Raw genomic sequence first — 21330 nt, 5'->3', positions numbered from 1 at the left:
AACCCTCACTTTGGGGGGCAAAATCAGTCGGGGCGATCTAGGATCGACGGCATGGCCGAGCCGGTGCACACGATCACGTCGATGGACTCCGGTGCGCCTCGCGAGCACTCCGGGCACGCCGACGAGCACTCCGGGCACGCGAACGCCGATGGGCGGCCGTCAGTTGCACCGACCGTCGATGGGGGACGTGCCCATGGCGTCGAGCATGCGATCGATCGTGCGCTCGCCATCCAGCGACCGGTCGTCGTCGCGCACCTCCGGAGCATCCGCCGGCGAGCCCCCGGCGCGACGCCCGATCAGCTCGTCCGCATCCTCGAGCGCCGCTACCTCACGGCCGTGACGACCGGCGGCGCCGCCGTCGGTGCGACCGCGGTGATCCCGGGCATCAGCACCGGCATCACGCTCGCCCTGTCGGGGGTCGAGACCGCCGGCTTCCTCGAGGCCACGGCCCTGTTCGCCCAGTCGGTCACCGAGGTGCACGGCATCCCGCTGGAGAATCCCGAACGCGCGCGTGCGCTCGTGATGACCCTCATGCTCGGCGACGAGGGCAGTGATCTCGTCCGCCAGTTCGCGGGCCAGGTGACCGGCTCCGGCGTCGCACGCAGCGCGTACTGGGGCGAGCTCATCACGAACAGCCTGCCGAAGGCGGTGATGGGCACGGTCGTCGACCAGCTGCGCCGCACGTTCATGAGGCAGTTCGCCGTGCGCGGCGGCGCGGGGATCATCGGCAAGGCGATCCCGTTCGGCATCGGCGCCGCGATCGGCGGCGTCGGCAACCACATGCTCGGCCGCAAGGTGCTCGCCCAGTCGCGGCTCGCGTTCGGGCAGGCGCCCGCACTGCTGCCGTCCGAGCTCGAGCCCGTCGGCGACGACGCGGCCGTCGTGGCGGCGGGCCGGCGAGTCGCTCGTGCTGCCGGCGTCGTCGGCGGCGCGGTCGGGCGCGCGGCGAAGCGGCCGTTCGCGCAGATCGCAGCTCGACGCGCGACCGCGGAGACCGATGCCCGCGACGCCGCAGATGCCCGTGACACGCCGACCGCAGATGCTGGCGGCGGCGGCGGCGAAGCGGCCGCGCCTCCGGCCTGACCGGGGCCGGGCCTCGAGCGCAGCCCCCTATCCCAGTTCCACTCCGAGCAGCCCCGCGAGTTCCCGCGTCTCGACGTCGAGCACGTCTTCGGCCTTGCCGGCGTCGCGGCGCACCCGGTAGCGCCCGGCGAGGGCCGCGATGCGGTCGTCGACGTCGTGCTCGGGGTCGCGCTCGACGCAGCGCAGCGCGATCACGAACCAGCGCTCCGCGAGCTCGAGCTCGTCGGCCAGCTCGAACACCTCGGCGACGTCGAGCAACCGCCACCAGTCGTCGAGCCGGGCGGCGCGCAGCCGGTCGGCCTCGGCGATCGCCGCGTCGCGCTCACCGAGATCGAGCAGGATCGACACGAGCGTTCCGCCCGCCTCGCCCGGTTCGACATCGGATGCCTCGGCGGCACGCCGCGCGACCGCGAGTGCGCGATCGAGCTCACCGGCCGCTTCGAGGTGCTCGGCCGCGATGAACAGCAGCTGAGCGCGCCGCACTCCGTCGCCGAGCACGAACCCGTCGCCCTCGACCGCCCATCGCTCGAGCAGCTCGGCCTGCGCCGTGTGATGGCCCGGGCCGTCGGAGACCCGGAGCTCGAGGTCGTCGAGGTCGGCTTCGGTGATGAGCTGCGCCATGACGTCAGTGTAGGTCGACTTCGGAGGGACGCGACGGGTTTCGAGACGCGTCACCGCTTCGCGTCGACGCTCCTCGACCAGCGGGCTTGGTCGTGGCCTGGAGACGGCGCTGCGCGCCTACTCGACCGGCGAGCAGGGTGTCACCCGAGCTCGGCCTCGTCGCCCGCGCCCGATTCGGCCGCCTCGCCCTCGACGTCGTGATCGTCGACCTCTCCGTCAGCGGCGTGCAGCGCCGCGAAGCGCTCCCACTCGGCCATCAGGTGGTCGATCGCCGCATGGAACCTGGCGGTCGTCACCCCCGGCGTCGTGTCGCCGAAGTAGCGTTCGACCCAGAACTTCAGGCGCTCGAGCGCCTGCTCGTCGTGCGCCACCTCGTCGACGCGTTCGACCATGGCCGAGGCATCCCCGGCGTCGAGCCACTCGCACGCCTGCAGGTAGCCGCCCGTGTCGATCTGCGCGGCCGGGTTCGCCGGGCGCGTGATGAGCAGCGGCTTTCCGGCGGCGAGGCGGTCGTAGACCATCGCCGAGATGTCGACGATCGCGACGTCGGCGGCCGCGAGCTGCCAGCCGAGCTTCGGCCCGTCGTCGAACACGTGCTGCGCGGTGGGGTCGGCGGCGTTCGCCTGCTCGAGCGCGGCGATGATGCGCTTGTTCGCGGCGGCGTACTGCTCGTCGAGCACTCCCGAACGCGGGTGCGGGCGGTAGATGACCCGGTGCCGCCCGGTGGCGAGCAGGCCCTCGACGAGGGTGACGCCGTGCGACGCGATCGAGCCGTATGCGGCGGCCGCGCGGTCGCCCTCCCAGGTCGGCGCGTAGAGCACGACCTCGCGCTCGTCGGGCGTGTACGGCAACGGGCTGCCGTCGAGGTAGTGGTCGGCCTGCGGGCGCCCGATGGGGATCGCCCGCTTGTCGAAGTCGTAGTCCCACAGCACCTTGTCGAGCCGCGCGCGAGCCGCGTCGCCCGCGATCAGGGCGTAGTCGTACGCCTTGAACTGGTTCGTGGTCATGTACATCTTGTCGGACTCGCCGTGGTTGATGAACACGTGCCAGCGGCGCCCGTAGCGCATCATCTGGAAGTTCTTCGCGTTCTGGTTCACGTAGAGGATGACGTGCAGGTCCTGCTCATGGATGACCCGCTCGAGGTCGGCGACGCGACGCACGTACGCGACCGGCAGCGGCGACTCGTCGAGGAGCTTCAGCGCCGCGCCCGAGGCTCGGCTGAGGATCAGCACCGGATGCGTCTCGGCGAGCTCGGCGAGCGGGGCGTACCACTGACGCAGCTGGTAGAGGTTGACCTTGCCGTCGGCGAAGTACACGCCGACGCGGTAGCGGTGCGGCTCGAGCGGCGGCCGGTCGGCGAGCTTCGCCTTGAGCGACCGCTGCGCCCGCCGCGACCACATGATGTCTTTCGCGAGCTTCACGGCGCGACGCGCGTCTTTCCTCAATCCCACCGTCCAAGGGTAGCGAGCCCCGGCTGGGCGGATGCCTCGTGGCGGATGCGCGGCCGAGACCGAGAGCCGATCGTTACGGCGGCCGGTGGTCAGTCTCAACAGCCCGGACCCGAGGGGTTCGCCTTCCAAGCACCGATCGTGAGCACCGTGTGTCGACCTCACTCGCGAGCGACCTGGTACCCCGCGACCGCGAGAACGCCCGAGATCGGGCCGGCACCCCGAATCGCCGAACCGATACTCCGCCGACAACACCGCCTCGAGGGTCACCGTGTGCTCAGTGCGCTCGGCAGAGACAGAGCCGGTGCGGGTCGGGCTGAACTGGTTGGCGTCGAGGTCGGCCCGCCTCGCACCCGGCGACGCACTCTCCACCACTCCGCCGTCGCTGTGCGGCCACCGGAAGGCGTGCGATGAGCGGGTCATCCACAGAGTGGCGGCGGCGTCGGGTGCGGCAAGTTGCAGGACTCTGCGGTCGGCACCCCGCGTTGGGCGCCTGCCGACCCGATCGTCCTGCGTTCGTCGAGTCGACGCGGCAGCTGCGGTCGTCCGCGCGGCGGCACCGGTGGCAAGCTGCAGGACTGTTCGGCGGGCACCGTGCATGAAGAGCCGGCTCGACGGATCGTCCTGCATCTGGGTCTCGATACGTCGCCTGCGGCGGCGCCAACGACCAGCGAGACAGCGAGACTGCGAGACTGCGAGACTGCGAGACTGCGACGCCACGCTACTCGACCACCGGGGCCGGAGAACGGCCTCAGACGACGGGCGGGCGCCCTGCGCGAGTCATCCGCCAGACGGTGCGCCAGGAGATCGGCCGTCGCTCGCCGGGCGACTCCCGCCACCCGGCCCGCCACCCGCCGAACCAGGCGCCCAGCGCAGCGGGCCGCCGCGCCCAGCGCAGCACCTGGATCGCCGTCCACGAGCCGACGTAGAACGGCACGAGCACCGCGGGCAGGTTGCGTCGCGCGAGCCAGACCCGGTTGCGGGCGTTGAGCCGGTAGTAGTACGAGTGCCGGGCCGGATCGATCACCGGGTGAGCGGCCTCGAGGCCGCCCTCGTACCAGGCGATGTGCCCGGTGTCCCACACGCGCCACGCGAGCTCGATGCCCTCGTGCGCGTAGAAGAACGGGTCGGCCCAGCCGCCCGTCGCGTCGAAGACCGCGCGGGGCATGAGCACCGCGCCCTCCCAGCACGAGAAGACCGGGCTCGAGTGCGCCGGGTCGCCCTTCCGGATCCGGGGTATCCAGCGGCGCGGAGAGGCGAGACCGGTCGGGTCGACGACCCGGGGCTGGATGAGCCCGAGCTCGGGTCGCTCGGCGAGCAGACGGCAGCCGTCGGCGAGGAACGTGTCGCTCGGCAGGGACGCATCGTCGTCGAGGAAGAAGAGCGCCTCGCCCGCGACGAGCGGCACGCCGGCGTTGCGACCCGCGGGGATGCCGAGGTTCTCGGGAAGGTGCCGGGTCTTCACCCCGGCCGGCAGCGACGGGTCGGCGGTCGCCGGGTCCCAGCCGTTGCCGACCACGACGATGTCGACCTCCACGCCGCGCTGGTCGAGCACGCTGCGGATGCCGCGGGCGAGGTCGTCGGGCCGCTCGCCCATCGTGAGCACGACGACGCCGACGGTCGCGGTGCCTGCGCCCGTCGCGGGCGGGAGCGGAACGTCAGGACCGGACACGACGGCTCGCCATGATCGCGACGAAGTGGCCGATCACCGCGAGCACGGCGAGCGGCAGCAACGCCGCGACGACGATGCGGTCGACGAGGGGCTGGCCGGCGAAGAGCCCGACGACTGCCGCCGCGAACGCGATGAGCGTGAGCTCGACCGAGTGGTAGAGGCGGTGGAACGGCACGAACCTCGCCGCCCTGCGCAGCTTCGCGACGAGTCCGCCGCGGGGCGCCGTCTCGCCGTGCGTGTCGGCGAGCTTCGGCAGCCCGGCGTTCGCGCGGGCGACGTGCACCATGTCGTTGAGCGCCTTGTTGAGCACGATCACGAGCGCGAGCATCGCACCGATCGTGGTCCACAGGAAGTCCTCGGGGAACTCGAGCGGGTACGCGGCCGCGCGGATGCCGAGCGCGATCGGGATGAGCGCCTCGGTCGTGTAGTGGCCCACCTTGTCGAGGAACACGCCCGCGGGCGACGACGTGCGCCGCCAGCGCGCGACCTCGCCGTCGCAGCAGTCGACGAGCATCTGCAGCTGCCCGAGCACGACCGCGAGGAGCGCGCCCCAGACGCCCGGGATGAGGAGCGCGGCGGCCGTCGACCAGCCGACGAGGATCATGAGCCCGGTCACGCCGTTCGCCGAGATCCTGGTCTTCAGCAGCGCCCACGTGAGGTAGATCGAGAACCGGCGGAGGTACAGCGAAGCGGTCCAGTGCTCGGCGTTGCGGCGGCCGCGCACCTCAGGCGGCTGCGCGACGGCGCGCAGCTCTGCGATGTTCGCCGGCCTGGTCGTCACCGGTCGGGCGTCAGTCATCCCGTGCTCACCTTCCCGTGTGCCGTGCGATGTTGCTCGTCAGCGACAGGTAGCCGAGCACGAAGCCGATGCCCCACGTGACATGTATGCACGGCAACACTACGAGAAACCAGCCGGCGGTGCCCGCACCCCGGCCGCGGGCCTCGGCGATCGTCGCCGCCACGACGAAGGCCAGGTACACGAGCGGTGCGGCGAAGCCGAGGAGCAGCCACGGCGCGGCCCCCACGGCGAGCTGCACGAGCCCGCCGATGCCGAGCAGGAGGCCGATGGTCACGCCGACGACCATCGCCGGCGGAACGAAGTAGCGGAGGCCGTTCGATGCCGGGAAACGGCGGGCGAGCTCGCCCCGCCAGAGGCCCGTCGAGAACATCTGCCGCGCGAGCCGGTCGAGGCTCGAGCGCGGTCGGTACGTCACCGCGAGCTCGGGGGTGAACCACACGGTGCCGCCGGTCTCGCGCAGGCGACGGTTCAGCTCCCAGTCCTGGCCGCGCTTGATCGACTCGTCGAAGAGCCCGACCCGCTCGAGCGCCGACCGTCGGAAGACGCCGAGGTACACCGTCTCGGCCGGGCCCTCGACCCCGCCGACGTGGAACGCCGAACCGCCCAGCCCGACCTTGGTCGTGTAGGCCAGCGCGACCGCTCGTTCGAAGGGGGTCTCGCCACGCGCGTCCATGATGCCGCCGACGTTGTCGGCCCCCGTGCGCTCGAGCGTCTCGACGGCGATGCGCGCGTAGTCGACGGGCAGCATGGAGTGGGAATCGACCCGGACGACCACGGGGTACTGCGCGGCGCGGATGCCGATGTTGAGCCCCGCGGGGGTCGAGCCCACCGCGTTCTCGAGCACGCGCACCCGGTCGTCGCGCGATGCGAGGTCTCCGACGAGCTCGGCCGTGCCGTCGATCGACGGGCCGAGGGCGATGAGCACCTCGACCGGGCCCGGATAGTCCTGCGCGAGGATCGATTCGACGGCGGCCCGAACGTGGGTGGCGTCGTTCAGCACGGGCATGACGTACGACACGCCGACGAGCGACGACGGTGCCGTCTCGGGGTGGTGCTCGGGCATGTTCCTCATTCGTGCTCGGGTCGATCGAGCCTAACAGGCGACGCCTCGCGGCGGGCGACGCGCCGGGCGACGCCGAACGGGGCCGGATCGAATCCGATCCGGCCCCGTCGCGTGGCCTCGGGCCGAGGCATCCGTGCCGTTCTGGGTCAGCCCTCGAACGTGTCGAGCTCGACCGTCACGGTCTTGGTGTCGCCGTCACGGGTGACGGTGAGCTCGGCCTTGTCGCCGCCGGCCAGTGCGCGCACCTGGGCGGTGAGGTCGGTCTGGTCGGTGATCGGCAGGCCGTTGAAGCCGGTGACGACGTCGCCCTGCTTGAGGCCGGCCTTCTCGGCGGCGCCGCCCGACGAGACGTCGGTGATGAGCGCGCCGACCGTGTCGCTCTGCTCGTCGGCCGCGGCCGAGGTGACCGTCGCGCCGAGCAGGCCGTGGGTGGCCGAGCCGTTCTCGATGATCTCCTTCGCGATGCGCTCGGCGAGGTTCGACGGCACGGCGAAGCCGACGCCGATGTTGCCGCTCTGACCGCCCGACGAGTCGCCGGTGCCGAGGATCGCGACGTTCACGCCGATGAGCTTGCCCTCGCTGTCGACGAGCGCGCCGCCCGAGTTGCCCGGGTTGATGGCCGCATCGGTCTGGATGACCGGCAGCGCCACCTGGCCCGCGCCCGCAGCCTGCTGCTGCGGCGCCTGCTCCTGCGACTGGCCGCCCTCGTCGGGGATGTCGAAGAAGAAGTCGAACGGGCTGTCGCCGTTCTGGCCGCCGTCGCCCTGGCCGCTGTCGCCCTGGCTGTCGTCGCCCTCGGTGCTGTCGTCGGGGGTCGACGGGGCCGCCGAGGAGGCGACGTCGATCGAGCGGTTGAGCGCCGACACGATGCCGTTCGTCACGGTGCCCGAGAGGCCGAGCGGCGCGCCGATCGCGATCGCCGTGTCGCCCACGTTGAGCTTCGACGAGTCGGCGAACTCGAGCGGGGTGAGGCCCGACGCGTCGACCAGCTTGATGACCGCGAGGTCGCTGAGCGGGTCGGTGCCGATGAGCTCGGCCTTGTAGAGGTGGCCGTCGTTCGTCTTGACCTGGATGGTCGGGTCGGCGGTCGCGCCGTCGAGGGTCACGACGTGCGTGTTGGTGAGCACGTAGCCGTCCTTCGAGAGGATGATGCCCGAGCCGGTGCCCGCGCCCTCGCCGCTCGAGACCGAGATGGTCACGACGCTCGGGCTCGCCTTCGCGGCGACCGCCGAGATCTGGTTCACCGAGTCGGGGTCGTTGACGACGATGTTCTGCGCCGAGTTCGACGCGGCCGTCGAGTTCGCCGGCTGGTTCGCAGCGACGAGCGCGGTGATGCCGGCGCCCGAGGCACCGCCGATGAGGGCGGCGGCCACGATCGCGGCGGCGACGCCGAGTCCGACCTTGCGCTGCTTGGGCTCCTTGGCGGAAGCCGCGGGGCCGTGCTGGCCCGGGGCGCCGGCGATCGGCGCCGTGGGCTGCGACGGCTGCGGGCCGCCGAAGGCCGGGGGGACCTGGCCCGCGACCGGAGCCGTCGGGGCGGTCGCCTGCGTCTGCTTGGCGTACTGCGGGGCGTGGTAGGGCTGGGGCGCCTGGCCCGGCTGGTACACGACGCCGGTCGCGGCGGCCGGGGCCGCGGGCGCGGCAGGAGCCGGCTGCGGCGCGGCGGGAGCCGGGGCGGCGGGCGCCTCCGCCTTCGCGACCGTCTCGACGGCGGTCGTCTCGACGGCGGCGTCGGGCGTGGTGGTGACGGCGGTCGTCTCGACGGCCGCCTCGGGCGTGGTGGTCTCGTGGGCCTCGGTGGGGCCGGCCCCGGTCGCGGCCGAAACGGCGGCAGCGTCGGTGGTGCTGGTCACGGGCGTGGTCTGCTCCGCGGGGACGTCGGCCTCGCGGGGCTCCCCCGTGGCGCCGTTGGTCGTGTCGGTCATGTCTGCTCCTTCCAAAGCGATGCCAGCATCCCGCGGCAGCCTGTGCGGGGGATTTGCGGAGTCTATGTCTCGGCTATCAGCGAGCAGTGATTCATCCGGCAGTGGTCCGCCCCGGGCCCGGGCGACCCGAGGGCCCGGCGCCAGCGTACCGGCCCGAGCCTCGCGTACGGTGTGAAGATGAGCGACTTCTCCCCCGTGACGGCCGGTCTCAGCCCGTGGCAGCGCACGGCGGCCGGGGCGGGCCTGCTCGGCGCCGACGGTGCGATCGCCACCACGATCTTCGCCGAGATGAGCGCCCTCGCCGCACGCACCGGGGCCATCAACCTGGGCCAGGGGTTCCCCGACGAGGACGGCCCGGCCGCCGTGCTCGACGCGGCCCGCGATGCGATCGCGGCCGGGCTCAACCAGTACCCGCCCGGCATCGGCATGCCGGTGCTGCGCGAGGCGATCGCGCGCCACTGGTCCCGGTGGTACGGGATCGAGCTCGACGCGGCGTCCGAGGTGCTCGTGACCGCTGGCGCGACCGAGGCGCTCGCCGCGACGATCCTCGCGTTCGTCGACACCGGCGACGAGGTCGTGACCTTCGAGCCGTACTACGACGCGTATGCCGCGCTCATCGCGCGCGCGGGCGGCGTGCACCGCACGGTGCCGCTCGCGTTCCCCGGCTGGCGGCCCGATCTCGACTCGCTCGCCCGCGCGATCACCGACCGGACTCGCATGATCATCGTCAACTCGCCGCACAACCCGACGGGGGCCGTGTTCGACGACGACGTGCTCGCCGAGATCGTGCGCCTCGCGGAGCTCCACGACGTGCTCATCGTGACCGACGAGGTGTACGAGCACCTCGTCTTCGACGCGCCGCACCGCCCGATCGCGACGTTCCCCGGTGCCCGCGAGCGCACGATCTCGATCTCGTCGGGCGGCAAGACGTTCTCGACGACCGGGTGGAAGATCGGCTGGCTCAGCGCGCCCGCATCGCTCGTGAGCGCCGTGCTCGCGGTGAAGCAGTTCCTGACCTACGTGAACGGGGCGCCGTTCCAGCCGGCGATCGCGACCGGGCTCGACCTGCCCGACGAGTTCTTCGCCGGCGCCGCGGCGGCGCTCGCCGCGAAGCGCGACCTGCTCGCCGCGGGCCTCGAGTCGGCCGGGTTCGCGGTCTCGCCGCCGCAGGCGGGCTACTTCGTCGTCGCGGATGCCTCGCCGCTCGGCCACTCGGACGCGGCGCGGCTCTGCCGCGAGCTGCCGGGGCGAGCGGGCGTCGTCGGGGTGCCCGTGTCGGCGTTCGTGCACCCCGACCGCCATGACGCGTATCGCAGCCTCGTGCGCTTCGCGTTCTGCAAGCGCATGCCCGTGCTCGAGGAGGCCTCCGCGCGTCTCGCCTCACTCGGTCGCGGCTGAGCGGGGCACGACCGCGTACCGGCGCAGCGCGAGCGCCGGGTTCACCCGCCTGACGGCGGCGACGCGCTCGCGCGACACCCAGGCGACCGCGACGCCGGCCTGCTCGCCGAGGCCCGCGAGCTCGGTGCCCATGGGGTCGATGACGAAGCTGTTGCCGACCGCGACGGGCGGCGTCTGGTCGGCGGCGGCGAGGTACACGGTGTTCTCGATCGCGCGCGCGGTCGCGAGCGTGCGCCAGTGGTGCTCCTTCAGCGGGCCGCGCACCCACTCGGCCGGCACGAGCACGAGTTCGGCCCCGGCGTCGACGATCGTGCGCGTGACCTCGGGGAATCGCAGGTCGTAGCAGGTCTGCATCCCCACCGGCACGCCGTCGACGGTGAAGATCTCGGTTGCGTCGACCGCCCCCGCGACCACCCGGTCGGACTCCCGCTGCCCGAACGCGTCGTAGAGGTGCTGCTTGCGATACGTCGCCACGAGCCGCCCGTCGTCGTCGAACGCGACGAGCGTGTTCGAGAAGCGCTCGGGGTCGGAGGCCTGCTCGAGCATGCCCGCGACGAGGTGCACGCCGAGGTCGCCCGCGAGCGCGCCGAGCGCGCCCGCGAAGGCGCCGTCGATCGGCTCGGAGGCATCGGCCATCTCCTGGCCGAGCTCGGCGGTGAAGAACATCGAGTACTCGGGGAGCACGACGAGCCGCGCGCCGCGCGCCACCGCCGTGCGGGCGAGCCCCTCGATCGTGTCGAGATTCGCCGCGACATCCGCAACAGGTGCGAACTGCGCGACGGCGACCCCCAGGTCACCGCCGGATGCCTCGCCGTCGCTCCGTTCGTCATCCATCACGACCTCGCCGTCCACCATGCCACCAGCGTAGGCCCGGGCCTGGCCTCGAAGCGTCGCCCGCACTCCCGATCGGCGGGTGGCGACGCGGTACTGCGCATCACGGGCGGGTGTGCAAGCCCCTTCCGATGAGAATTCCGAGGTGCTGTACTGGCCGGGTTCATCACGGAGGCCGCGACGACGCGGACTCCGAACAGATCGGTCCCGCGCGACGAAGGGCAGACCGTCCGGCGCCACGGGTCCACGAGAGAAATGGGACACCGCCGTGCTCCGAGTACCATCAAGGGCGGTCGGCGCCGCCACGAGCATCGCCGTCGCCGCCGCGGCCTTCGTCGCGGCATCCGCCATGCCGGCCCAGGCCGACGACCACCTGAACCTTCCGGGCGAACCGACGATCACGCTGCCGATCAACGACAGCGAGGCCGGCGGCACCTACGACCAGGACTTCACCCGGGTCTACGCAGGCACGACGCCCGACGACACCCCCGTGTACATCTACGTGCCCGTGGGCACGCCGCTCGACGGCAGCGCGCCGACCGGCGTCGACAGCCTCGACCCCGCCTTCGACCCCACCCCCGACGACGAGTTCGTGCCGTGCGCCGACGCCGACGTCGCCGACTACACGCTCACGCAGGCGCAGATCGACTACATGGGCGCCGAGCTCTCGAACCAGATCGTCGCCGTCGACGAGGAGCACTTCGGGCCCATGGACGCGGCCGACCCCGACGAGCCCGCGAGCGACTCGCTCGTCATGGTGGTCTACAACGTGCAGGACACCCAGTACTACGACTGCACGGAGACCACGTACACCGCCGGGTACTTCGCCCCCGAGTTCATCGACTCGTCGGGCATGAACGCCATCGTGATCGACGCGTACGACTGGGCGAACCGGGTCGGCCCCGCCGACTCGGAGTGGAACGACGACGACCCCGACAACGACCAGCCGACCCTCTACGAGGGCGTCATCGCGCACGAGTTGGAGCACCTGCTGCACAACTACAGCGATCCCGGGGAACTCTCCTGGGTCGACGAGGGCCTCGCCGACTTCGCGGTGTTCCTCAACGGCTACGACGTCGGAGGCTCGCACCTCACCTACCACCAGGTGTTCTACGCCGAGACGTCGTTGACCAGATGGGGCGGCGGCCTCGAGAACTACGGCGCCGCGTACACCTTCTTCCAGTACCTGTGGGAGCAGGCCGGCGGCAACGGCGACGGAACCTACGAACCCGATCTCGAATACGACGGCGAGGGCGGCGACCTGCTGATCAAGCTCATCTTCGAGAACCCGGCCGACGGCATGGAGGGCGTGCAGGCCGCCATCGACGCCTTCAACGGCGAGACGGGCGCCGAGCTCCGCTCGGCCGAGGACCTCTACCGCGACTGGGCGGTCGCCGTCTACCTCGACGACGAGGCATCCGACCGTTTCGACATCAAGGCCGTCGACTTCGGCGACCCCGCGTTCACGAACTGGACCTTCGACATCGCCGACGACCAGTTCTGGGAGGGCCGGGGCTCGAACCAGGGCGCCCAGCCCGAGGCCAAGTGGCTGCGCCGGGCGAACCCCTCGAGCGACGTGGCGCTGCCGTACGGTATCCAGGTCGAGCGTTTCCGCAACCCCGGGCCGACCGTCACCGTCGCGCTCGACGGCGACGACACCACGCGGATCGCACCCCACACCGGCGACACGCACTGGTACGCCGGCTACGAGAGCCAGTCGGAGAACGTCCTCGACGTGGACGTCACCGGAGCGGTGACCTCGCTCGACTTCTGGACCTGGCACTTCATCGAGGAGGGCTGGGACTACGGATTCGTCGAGGCGCTCGTCGGCGGCGAGTGGGTCACGGTGCCCCTCGTCGACGACGCCGGCACCGAGGTGACGACCGATGACGACCCGCACGGCAACAACCCGACGGGCAACGGCCTGACCGGCACCTCGGGCGGTGAGTACTTCGTCGACGAGCCGGTGTACGTGCACTACACGGCGCAGCTGCCCGCCGGCACGACCGACGTGCAGTTCCGGTACTCCACCGACGCGGCGTACCTCGACACGGGCTGGTTCGTCGACGACGTGATGGTGAACGGCACCGCGGCGACGCTGTCGTCGGACGAGGGCGAATGGTTCGAGACGACGGGACTCCAGGACAACAACTGGACGCTCCAGATCGTCGCGACCTGCGACCTGACGCCGGGCGTCGACTCGCCCTTCGAGATCACCGACGACGCGGGCAACTTCGTCTACCGGCTCGAGGGCGACGCGATCTCAAAGGCCGGCTTCCAGACGAAGTGCGCGAGCGGCAACAACCGCGACTTCGTGACGCTCGTGTCGAACCTGCCGACGGGCGACCTGACGTACCTCGACGCCGGGTACACGCTCACGGTCACGAACACGGGGAACCGCAAGTCCGGCTGAGGCCGGGCCGTCGGCTCGGCGTGCCGAGCCGCTCGGGGCCGGGAGGATTTCGCACCCTCCCGGCCCCGGCATGCGTCAGTCGAACCGCGCCGCGATCGCCTCGACGGCCCAGCCGTAGTGCCCGCCGAGACACTCGTGCGCGGGTACCGCGAGCGGCTGGCCGAGCCAGTCGAACCGATCCGCATCGAAGAGCACGTCGCCGCCGATGGCCGACACCCGCGCGAGGGCGGCGGCATGGCTCGCCTGGACGCGGGCGAACGCCCGCGCGACGTCGCGCACGCGGTACTTGTCGCGCAGCGACCGGTTGAGTGCGTCCAGGTGCTCCCAGTCGTAGCCCTCGGCCGGATAGGCCGGCGTCGTGCCCGCATCGATCGCATCGAGCCAGCCGAGCAGCAGCTCGTGCCACGCGTGCAGGTGGTTGAGCACGTCCTGCAGGTCGCGGTCGCGCCCGGCGCCCGGAACGCCGGATGCCTCGGCGGACGCAGGGGCGATCGGGAACGGCCGATCGCGAACGGCCGGCGGGATCACGTCAATCACGTCCTCGAGCGTGCGGAATCCGCGCATCGCGGCGGCCTGCAGGGCGACGGCGGTCTCGGGTACGGGCATGTGGCCATCGTAGGGGCCCCACGGCGGCGGTCGGCCGGGTCGGTGCACGTCGATCGCCGTGAGCCGCGTGCGCGCCCGGTTACCTGTGAGTGCGCACATGTTGAGTGCCGATACTGCGAAGCGGAGGACATCACGGACTCCGGGCGCTGAAGAGGAGGTGCCCATGAACAAGAAACGCGCTCCACGCGAAGGCGCTCGAGCGGACGAGCGTTGGGAGACCGAAGGCGGATCGCTCGACGCCTCCGGAAACGAGGCCGACGCCGCCGACGCCCAGGCTGACGCCGACGCGCGGGTCGACGCCCACGCTGACGCCGACGCCGACGCCCGGGTCGATGCCGACGTCGAGGCGGACGCCCAGGTCGACTCCGTGGCCGACGCCGATGCGGCGGCCGGTCGCGGGGCGGCGCAGCGACGAGAGGGCCGCTGGCGCGCGGCGCAGGGCGAGCACTGGCACAAGGCCGACTACACCGACGAGACGAAGCGACGCGATGGGAATTGACGCCGCCGCAGACGGTGACGTCGCCCGTGCAAGTGCCCGGCGCAGAAAGCAGAAGGCCCGGAATCTCGACGATTCCGGGCCTTCTTCTCGTTGCGGGGGCAGGATTTGAACCTACGACCTCTGGGTTATGAGCCCAGCGAGCTACCGAACTGCTCCACCCCGCGGCACAAGAGAAAACACTAGCACGGGAAACGGGCACCGTCCAATCGGCCGCCTTCTCGCCCCGCGACCGCTGCGGCGAGCACGCTCATCGGGAGGCGGAAATCACGCCGAGCCCTCGGCCGCGGGTGTGCAGCATGTGCACGCCCGCGCGATTCGATTGGAGGTCTCCACAGCGACCGTGCGGCTTCGCTCGCGACATCCGCGAACCTTTGTGAGGAGTCTTAACTTACGTGGACGGCCTTGGTAGTGTCCCGGCAACCGCCGCACCCGCGGCGGCCGGCAGACCACGATCGATGAGGATTCCATGTCACCACGCCCCCTCCTGCGCGGCGCGGCCATCGCCGCCGCCACCACCGCGCTCATCGCCGCCTCCGCGGCCGCCCCCGCCGTTGCGAAGGGCCACGACGGGCCCGAAGGCCCGAGCGACATCAACGGCTACCGGAGCGTCGGCTACCTGATGGCCGACACCCCGGTGACCCGTGACTTCGAGATCGAGGACCTGCTCACGACGGGTGCCATCGAGGACGTCACCCACATCAACTACGCGTTCGGCAACGTCACCGCGAACCTCGCCTGCGAGATCACGGATGTCGCGGGCGAGGGCGATGCGTACAACGACTACCTGCGACTCGTCTCGCCGCAGGACTCGGTCGACGGCAAGCGCGACCTGCCGAACCGGCATCAGCGCCTCGCCGGCAACTTCAACCAGCTCAAGAAGCTCAAGGCCGTGAGCCCCGAGACGAAGGTGCTCATCTCGCTCGGCGGCTGGACCTGGTCGGACAACTTCTCGGCCGCCGCGGCGACCGCCGAGAGCCGCGAGCGGCTCGTCTCGTCGTGCATCGACCTCTACCTGAAGGGCGACCTGCCGAGGGTCGGCCATCTCGGCGGCCCCGGCGCCGCGGCCGGCGTCTTCGACGGCATCGACGTCGACTGGGAGTGGCCGGTCAACGGCGGCGAGACGGCCAACGCCTCCCCCGCCGACCGTGAGAACTTCCTCGCGCTCATGGAGGAGTTCCGCCGCCAGCTCGACGCGTACGGCGCCGAGACGGGCGAGGACTACCTGCTGACCGCGTTCGCCCCCGCGGGCGGCTGGAACACGAACGCGGGCGGCTGGACCGACCCGCGCCTCTTCGACGTCGTCGACTGGCTCAACATCCAGGGCTACGACTACGCGGGCGGCTGGACGGGCAACACGGGCCACCAGGGCAACCTGCACCCGGACGGCTCGAACAACTGGGGCCTCGCCCTCGACAACGCGGTCGGCCTCTACACGGCCGCCGGCGCCCGGCCGGAACAGCTCAACGTCGGCATCCCCGCCTACGGCCAGGGCTGGACGGGCGTGACCGTCGGCGACCGCGCCGTGTGGACGCCCGACCCCGCCGTCAGCTCGATCGGCACGAAGCCGTACTACGAGATCCGCTCGATCGGCGAGGGCTACTACGACCCCGCGATCGGCGCCTCCTGGCGCTACGACGCGGCGACCGGCCAGTGGTGGAGCCTCGACGACCCGAAGTCGGTCGAGCAGAAGGCCGAATGGCTCGCCGAACAGGGCTACGGCGGCGCGATGTGGTGGGACCTCTCGGGCGACTACCGCAACGAGCTCGGCGGCGCGCTCGGTGAGACGCTGCGCGCGGCCGAGGAGGGCCCGCTCGGCTGATTCCCCGGAGGACGGCGGATGCCTCGGAGCGGGCACGCTCCGAGGCATCCGTGCTGCTCGCGGTCGCGGGCCCGACGCGGGTCGCTACGCCGCCGACGGGTTGCGCGCGACGATCTCGTACGAGAGCGGCAGCCAGTGCTCGGCCGGCCAGCCGTACATGCCCTCGCCGAGCGCGGGCGTCGCCGGGTAGATCTGCCACGGCACCGAGTAGTGCTCGTCGAACGCCTCGACCTCGAGGCCGGCGTCGCGCAGCGCGCCGAGCACCGTGCTGAGCGGATGCAGCCATTCCCAGTTGCGGGAGTTGACGAGCTTCGCCCCGGGGTCGGCGTAGTCGCTCGGATCGTCGAGCACGTCGGGCTGCCCGGCGTTGTCGTACGCGTAGCTGATCGTCGGCAACCCACCGGGTCCGTCCGCCCCGTCGAGCACCATCGCCGACGGATGCCCCTCGGCGAAGTACAGGCGACCGCCCGGCTTCAGGAACCAGGCGACGATGCGCGCCCACTCGGCGATGTCGGGCAGCCAGTTGATCGTGCCCCAGGTCGCGAAGACGAGGTCGAACGACTCGGGCTCCGGCAGCATGTGCCGGGCGTCGTAGACGTTGGACTCGATGAACCGCGCGCGACCTTCGACGCCGAGCTCGGCGGCCATGCGCCGAGCCTCGGCGACGGCCGCGGGGGCGAAGTCGATGCCGACCGCCGTCGCGCCGCGGTTCACGAGCGAGAGCGTGTCCGAGCCGAAGTGGCACTGCAGGTGCAGCACCCGGACGCTCTCGAGGCCGTCGGGATGCAGCCGGTCGATGCCGGCCGCGGCGATCGGGTCGAGCACTCCCCCGCCGGCGCGCAGCGGCGCCTGGTCGTAGAAGTCGCTCGCCAGGTGCACCCCGACGCGCTCGTCCCAGTTGGCCCGGTTGTCGTCGAGCCACTCGCCGTCGCGCAGGTCGAAGCCCATCGTCAGTCGCCTGAACCGCCGTCGGTCGTGCCGCCGTCGGTCGTGCCGCCGCCCGACTCGTCGGTCAGGGCGATCATCTTCGAGATGATGTCGGCCAGCTGCGCGTCGGCCTGGCCGTATGCGGTCCAGTCGCCCTCCGCGAGTGCGGTCTGCTTGTTCTTCAGCGCCTGCTTGGCCTGGTTCAGCAGCGCCTGCATCTCGTCGCTCGGCGTCTCGGGCGTCGTCGGCGTCGAACCGCCGTTCTCGCCCTCGCCGCCCGGCTCGGGCTCGACGTTCTCGTCGCCCGTGGTCGCGCCCGAGTCACCGCCGAACAGCACGTTCAGCGCCTGGTCGAGCGTGTCCTGGAAGGCGATCTGGTCGCCGAACGCGACGAGCACCTTCTGCAGCAGCGGGTAGCTCGTGTTGCCCGTCGACTTCACGTAGACCGGCTGCACGTAGAGCAGTCCCCCGCCGACGGGCACCGTGAGCAGGTTGCCGTTGATGACGTCGGACTGACCCTGCTTCAGCAGGTTGAGCGACTGCGACACGCTCGGATCGGAGTTGAACTTCGCCTGGACCTGGCCGGGGCCGGGCACGTTGTCGTCCTCGGGGAGCGTGAGCAGCCTGAGCTTGCCGTAGCCGTCCGACCGCTTGCCGTCTTCTGCACCTGCGTCGGAGTCGACCGCGAGATACCCGCGCAGCACGTTGCGGCTCTGGTCGCCCCGCGCCTCGGGGATGAACGTCGAGTAGAGCGAGTAGGCCGGTGCGTCCTGGCCCGGCATCTGCATCGTCAGGTAGTACGGCGGCTGCAGCAAGGCGGTGTTCGCGCCCGCGGTCGGCTCCTTCGGCGTCGTCCACGCGTCTTCGCGCGAGTAGAACGGACTCGCCTCGGTGACGTGGTAGCGGCCGAGCACGGCGCGCTGCACCTTGAACAGGTCGGACGGGTAGCGCACGTGGCTCATGAGCTCGCCCGACATCTTGCTCATCGGCTCGACCGTCGTCGGGAAGACCTTCTGCCATGTCTGCAGCATGGGGTCCTCTTCGTCCCACGCGTAGAGCGTGACCGTGCCGTCGTAGGCGTCGACCGTGGCCTTCACCGAGTTGCGGATGTAGTTGACCTCGTCGAACGCGAGCGACGGGGTGAGGCCTTCGCTGTCGGCGATCGCCTCCGACATGCTCACCTTGTTCGAGTACGGGTACTGGTCGCTCAGCGTGTACCCGTCGACGACCCACACGATGCGCCCGTCGACGACGGTCGGGTAGGTGTCGGAGTCGAGCGTGAGGTACGGCGCGACCTTCTGCACGCGCTGGATCGGGTCGCGATCGTAGAGGATCTGCGAGTCGGTCGTGACCTCGTCGGAGAGGAAGATCTGCTCCGACTGGAACTTGAGCGCGTAGACGAGCTTCGTGAACACGTTGTCGAGCTTCGGCCCGCCGTCGCCCGCGAAGGTCGTCTGCGTCTGCTGCTCGTTGTCGCCGCCCGCCGGGTAGTCGAGCTCGATCGGATCGCTGCCCTTCGGGCCGCCCACGATCGAGTACTGCGGCGATCCCTCGCCGAAGTACACGCGAGGCTCGAAGTCGCCGAGCGTGCCCGACTGCGGGATGCCGGACTGGATGAAGACGGGCTGGCCGTCGACCGAGCGCTGGTTGCCGGCCGCGGCGACGAGGCCGTAGCCGTGCGTGTACACGAGGTGCGAGTTGAACCAGGTCTCGGCGTCGCCGAGGCCCGAGAGCTTGACGTCGCGGACGGCGACCACGGTGTCCTGGGTCTCACCGTCGATGTCGTAGCGGTCGACGTCGAGCTGCTTCGGGAACTGGTAGTACTGGCGGAACTGCTCGAGCTGTTCGAAGGCGGGCGAGATCACGAGCGGGTCCATCAGGCGGATGTTCGCGGTCGTCTCGGCGTCGGAGCGGAGCGCGCCCGGCTCGGCGTCGGTCTTCGCCTCGAACGGGATCTCCTCGACCTCCGCGACGCCGTACGCGTCGCGGGTGAGGTCGATGTTGCGCTGGATGTACGGCGCCTCGAGCGACTTCGCGCTCGGGTCGACCTGGAAGCGCTGCACGACCCACGGGTAGAGGGTGCCGATGAGCAGGCTCGTGACGATGAGCAGCGCCGTGCCGATGAGGGGCAGCCGCCACCTTCCGATGATCGCGGTCACGAAGAAGAGCACGGCGACGACGACCGCGACACCGGCGAGGATGCCTCGGCCCGGGATCACCGCGTTGACGTCGGTGTACGCGGCACCCGTGATGAGCGAGCCCGATTCGGTGACGGTGGCGTACTGGTCGAGCCAGATGCTGATGCCCTGCAGCAGGAGGTAGATGCCCGCCGTGACCGCGATCTGGATGCGCGCCGACTTCGAGATGACGACCTCGCGGCCCGAGACGCGGATGGCTCCGTAGAGGTAGTTCGTCGCGATGACGAGCAGCACCGAGAGCAGGACGACCGCCGACGCGAAGCCGACGACCCCGCGATAGAAGGGGAGCTCGAAGATGTAGAACCCGATGTCGAGGCCGAACTGCGGGTCGGTCTGCCCGAAGGGGGTGCGGTTCAGCCACGCGAGGGTGACCTCCCAGCGGCTCGAGGCGGAGACACCGGCGAAGACGCCGAGGACCACCGGGATGCCGTACATGGCGAGCCGGCGGAGCGGCTCGAACACCTCCTGGTAGCGGTCGAGCTGCGAGTTGAGCTTCGCGTACACCGGGCGCGTGCGGTACGCGATCTGGATCGAGCCCCACACCGGCAGGGCCATCGCGAGGAAGCCGATCACGAACAGCGAGGCACGGGCGATCCACTCGGTGGTGAGCACCGAGAGGAATCCGAGCTGCTGGTACCAGAGCACGTCGGCGTAGAGGCCGGTGAACACGAAGAACGCGATGACGAGCACCACCACGATGCCGATCGTGATGGCGATCGGCGCGCGACGGCGCGGAATCCTCGGTTCTTGCGGCTGTGCTGACACTCTCGGCCTCATGTTCGGTCGGGATGGGATCGGGACTCCATCCTAGAGTCGCGATGCTTGGAATCTGCTGGTCAGGAGGCGTCGCACGACGGGTAGGAACCCGTCACCTCGCCGTCGGCGAGGTCCTCGACGATCGTGCGCGCCTGGTCGAGCGTCGACACCGCGAAGACGTTCAGGCCGTCGGGGACATGCCCGACCACCTCGTCGCAGTTCGACTCGGGCGCGAGGAACCAGTCGGCGCCCGCGCCCTCGGCACCCCACAGCTTCTGGCGGATGCCGCCGATCGGGCCCACCCGGCCCGCCGAGTCGATCGTGCCGGTGCCCGCTACGACCTCGCCGCCGGTCATGGCGCCCGGCGTCAGCTCGTCGACGATGCCGAGCGCGAACATCATGCCGGCGCTCGGGCCGCCCACGTTGTCGAGCTGCAGTTCGACGTCGACCGGGAACTCGTAGTGCATGCGAACGCCGACCCCGAGCACGGGCGTGCCCCCGTTGTCGACCGGTGTCACCTCGACGGTCTGCTGCTCGCCGTCGCGCTCGATCACGATCTCCGCCGGGTCGTCCGTGCCGTGCTCGCCGACCGCCTGCTGCAGTTCGCCGATCGAGTGCACCGGGGTGCCGTCGAGCGAGACGATGACGTCGTCGGGCTCGATGACCCCGGCCGCGGGCGAGTCGTCGAGCAGCGACACGACGGTCACCTCGCGGGGGAAGTCGTAGCCCAGCTCCACGAGCGCCGCCGCGATCGCGTCCTGCTGGGAGTCGACCATCGCGGCCTGGTTCTGCGCATCGCGGTCGGAGTTCGACACCCCGGGCGGGAAGACGGCCTCGATCGGCATGACCGAGCGCGTGCGGTCGAACCATGCCGTCATCACCTCGATCCAGCTGGGGGTGTTGCCGGGCTTGCCGAACACGGAGACCGTGAGCAGGTTGAGCTCGCCGTCGGTCGGATAGGTCGTCTCGCCGGGGATGTGGATCAGCGGCACCTCATCGCCATCGGCGTTCTCGGCCGAGCCGAGGGTGTCGTAGACGGGACCGGGCGCCTCGATCACGTAGGGCGACGGCATCACGGCGAAGACGAGCCCGATCACGACCGCGACCGTGACGGAGCCCCAGCCGATGCGCTCGCGGAGCGACCACTCGTGCCGGTGATGCGCCGACGAGGAGTCGTCGGAGAAGAGGGCCATCGGGCATCCTTTCGCGCCGATCGCAGCGGGTGCGGGGGTTGCGGGGGCGGCCAGGCCGGCGCTGTTCGCGAAGGGCGGA

The 21330-nt window shown here is 71.0% G+C and carries 16 protein-coding genes and 1 tRNA gene; 5 read left to right on the top strand and 12 right to left on the bottom strand.

Annotation, left to right across the window (positions count from 1 at the left end; all coding sequences use genetic code 11):
- Positions 1 to 51: 51 nt before the first annotated feature.
- Complete coding sequence (locus tag PX701_RS05460) at positions 52 to 1083, top strand: hypothetical protein (protein WP_275505710.1); 1032 nt, start codon at positions 52 to 54, stop codon at positions 1081 to 1083.
- Between the two features lie 27 nt (positions 1084 to 1110).
- On the opposite strand, the gene PX701_RS05455 is transcribed toward PX701_RS05460, so the two are convergent.
- From PX701_RS05455 to PX701_RS05430, 6 genes are all read right to left on the bottom strand, one after another.
- Positions 1111 to 1704 carry a hypothetical protein gene (locus PX701_RS05455; RefSeq protein WP_275505709.1) on the bottom strand — a complete coding sequence of 198 codons (594 nt, stop codon included), beginning with the start codon at positions 1702 to 1704 and terminating at the stop codon, positions 1111 to 1113.
- A 140-nt stretch (positions 1705 to 1844) separates the two neighbouring features.
- Entirely contained in the window at positions 1845 to 3155 is a 1311-nt protein-coding gene (locus PX701_RS05450; protein ID WP_231430564.1) for a CDP-glycerol glycerophosphotransferase family protein, read from the bottom strand.
- A 748-nt stretch (positions 3156 to 3903) separates the two neighbouring features.
- A complete protein-coding gene (locus PX701_RS05445; RefSeq protein ID WP_420831048.1) occupies positions 3904 to 4824 on the bottom strand; it encodes a glycosyltransferase family 2 protein in 921 nt (306 codons plus the stop codon).
- On the bottom strand, positions 4811 to 5623 hold the full coding sequence (locus tag PX701_RS05440) for a CDP-alcohol phosphatidyltransferase family protein (protein WP_231430562.1): 813 nt from the start codon (positions 5621 to 5623) through the stop codon (positions 4811 to 4813). Before PX701_RS05440 ends, PX701_RS05445 begins: the two co-directional genes overlap by 14 nt.
- 7 nt (positions 5624 to 5630) lie before the next feature.
- Positions 5631 to 6686: a glycosyltransferase family 2 protein gene (locus PX701_RS05435; RefSeq protein ID WP_275505708.1), complete on the bottom strand. Its 1056-nt coding sequence runs from the start codon at positions 6684 to 6686 to the stop codon at positions 5631 to 5633.
- A gap of 146 nt (positions 6687 to 6832) precedes the next feature.
- Positions 6833 to 8611 carry a trypsin-like peptidase domain-containing protein gene (locus tag PX701_RS05430; RefSeq protein WP_231430559.1) on the bottom strand — a complete coding sequence of 593 codons (1779 nt, stop codon included), beginning with the start codon at positions 8609 to 8611 and terminating at the stop codon, positions 6833 to 6835.
- A gap of 177 nt (positions 8612 to 8788) precedes the next feature.
- Here PX701_RS05430 and PX701_RS05425 point away from each other — a divergent pair, with 177 nt between their 5' ends.
- Positions 8789 to 10009: an aminotransferase class I/II-fold pyridoxal phosphate-dependent enzyme gene (locus PX701_RS05425; protein ID WP_275505707.1), complete on the top strand. Its 1221-nt coding sequence runs from the start codon at positions 8789 to 8791 to the stop codon at positions 10007 to 10009.
- Here PX701_RS05425 and PX701_RS05420 read toward each other — a convergent pair.
- Positions 9992 to 10864: a carbon-nitrogen hydrolase family protein gene (locus tag PX701_RS05420; RefSeq protein WP_338029106.1), complete on the bottom strand. Its 873-nt coding sequence runs from the start codon at positions 10862 to 10864 to the stop codon at positions 9992 to 9994. The genes PX701_RS05425 and PX701_RS05420 overlap by 18 nt on opposite strands.
- A 244-nt stretch (positions 10865 to 11108) precedes the next feature.
- Here PX701_RS05420 and PX701_RS05415 point away from each other — a divergent pair, with 244 nt between their 5' ends.
- The gene (locus PX701_RS05415; RefSeq protein WP_275505706.1) at positions 11109 to 13253 is read left to right on the top strand and encodes a M6 family metallopeptidase; all 2145 of its coding nucleotides are present in this window, start codon (positions 11109 to 11111) and stop codon (positions 13251 to 13253) included.
- A gap of 75 nt (positions 13254 to 13328) precedes the next feature.
- Here the strand turns inward: PX701_RS05415 and PX701_RS05410 are convergent, their stop codons facing one another.
- Positions 13329 to 13859 carry a ClbS/DfsB family four-helix bundle protein gene (locus PX701_RS05410; RefSeq protein WP_275505705.1) on the bottom strand — a complete coding sequence of 177 codons (531 nt, stop codon included), beginning with the start codon at positions 13857 to 13859 and terminating at the stop codon, positions 13329 to 13331.
- Between the two features lie 163 nt (positions 13860 to 14022).
- On the opposite strand from PX701_RS05410, the gene PX701_RS05405 reads away from it, so the two are divergent.
- The gene (locus PX701_RS05405; protein ID WP_275505704.1) at positions 14023 to 14358 is read left to right on the top strand and encodes a hypothetical protein; all 336 of its coding nucleotides are present in this window, start codon (positions 14023 to 14025) and stop codon (positions 14356 to 14358) included.
- A gap of 90 nt (positions 14359 to 14448) precedes the next feature.
- On the opposite strand, the gene PX701_RS05400 is transcribed toward PX701_RS05405, so the two are convergent.
- Positions 14449 to 14522, bottom strand: a tRNA-Met gene (locus PX701_RS05400).
- A gap of 302 nt (positions 14523 to 14824) precedes the next feature.
- Between PX701_RS05400 and PX701_RS05395 the strand changes: the two genes are divergently transcribed.
- Entirely contained in the window at positions 14825 to 16177 is a 1353-nt protein-coding gene (locus PX701_RS05395; protein WP_231430552.1) for a glycoside hydrolase family 18 protein, read from the top strand.
- A gap of 84 nt (positions 16178 to 16261) precedes the next feature.
- Here the strand turns inward: PX701_RS05395 and PX701_RS05390 are convergent, their stop codons facing one another.
- Genes PX701_RS05390 through PX701_RS05380 form a run of 3 tightly spaced genes read right to left on the bottom strand, consistent with a single transcriptional unit; the run spans position 16262 to position 21251 of the window.
- Complete coding sequence (locus PX701_RS05390) at positions 16262 to 17125, bottom strand: class I SAM-dependent methyltransferase (RefSeq protein WP_275505703.1); 864 nt, start codon at positions 17123 to 17125, stop codon at positions 16262 to 16264.
- A gap of 2 nt (positions 17126 to 17127) precedes the next feature.
- A complete protein-coding gene (locus tag PX701_RS05385) occupies positions 17128 to 20079 on the bottom strand; it encodes a UPF0182 family membrane protein (RefSeq protein ID WP_376931416.1) in 2952 nt (983 codons plus the stop codon).
- Positions 20080 to 20138: 59 nt separating this feature from the next.
- Positions 20139 to 21251 carry a YlbL family protein gene (locus PX701_RS05380; protein WP_275505701.1) on the bottom strand — a complete coding sequence of 371 codons (1113 nt, stop codon included), beginning with the start codon at positions 21249 to 21251 and terminating at the stop codon, positions 20139 to 20141.
- Positions 21252 to 21330 lie beyond the last annotated feature (79 nt).

Source organism: Agromyces chromiiresistens, assembly GCF_029167465.1.
In the GTDB taxonomy this organism is placed as follows: domain Bacteria; phylum Actinomycetota; class Actinomycetes; order Actinomycetales; family Microbacteriaceae; genus Agromyces; species Agromyces chromiiresistens.
This window is presented reverse-complemented; position numbering and strand designations above follow the sequence as displayed.

Bases quoted from the DNA above. Each gene is read 5' to 3' on its own strand.
- PX701_RS05460 (WP_275505710.1), top strand. From the start codon at position 52: ATGGCCGAGCCGGTGCACACGATCACGTCGATGGACTCCGGTGCGCCT.
- PX701_RS05455 (WP_275505709.1), bottom strand. From the start codon at position 1,704: ATGGCGCAGCTCATCACCGAAGCCGACCTCGACGACCTCGAGCTCCGG.
- PX701_RS05440 (WP_231430562.1), bottom strand. From the start codon at position 5,623: ATGACTGACGCCCGACCGGTGACGACCAGGCCGGCGAACATCGCAGAG.
- PX701_RS05435 (WP_275505708.1), bottom strand. From the start codon at position 6,686: ATGCCCGAGCACCACCCCGAGACGGCACCGTCGTCGCTCGTCGGCGTG.
- PX701_RS05430 (WP_231430559.1), bottom strand. From the start codon at position 8,611: ATGACCGACACGACCAACGGCGCCACGGGGGAGCCCCGCGAGGCCGAC.
- PX701_RS05425 (WP_275505707.1), top strand. From the start codon at position 8,789: ATGAGCGACTTCTCCCCCGTGACGGCCGGTCTCAGCCCGTGGCAGCGC.
- PX701_RS05420 (WP_338029106.1), bottom strand. From the start codon at position 10,864: ATGGTGGACGGCGAGGTCGTGATGGATGACGAACGGAGCGACGGCGAG.
- PX701_RS05410 (WP_275505705.1), bottom strand. From the start codon at position 13,859: ATGCCCGTACCCGAGACCGCCGTCGCCCTGCAGGCCGCCGCGATGCGC.
- PX701_RS05405 (WP_275505704.1), top strand. From the start codon at position 14,023: ATGAACAAGAAACGCGCTCCACGCGAAGGCGCTCGAGCGGACGAGCGT.
- PX701_RS05395 (WP_231430552.1), top strand. From the start codon at position 14,825: ATGTCACCACGCCCCCTCCTGCGCGGCGCGGCCATCGCCGCCGCCACC.
- PX701_RS05390 (WP_275505703.1), bottom strand. From the start codon at position 17,125: ATGGGCTTCGACCTGCGCGACGGCGAGTGGCTCGACGACAACCGGGCC.
- PX701_RS05385 (WP_376931416.1), bottom strand. From the start codon at position 20,079: ATGAGGCCGAGAGTGTCAGCACAGCCGCAAGAACCGAGGATTCCGCGC.
- PX701_RS05380 (WP_275505701.1), bottom strand. From the start codon at position 21,251: ATGGCCCTCTTCTCCGACGACTCCTCGTCGGCGCATCACCGGCACGAG.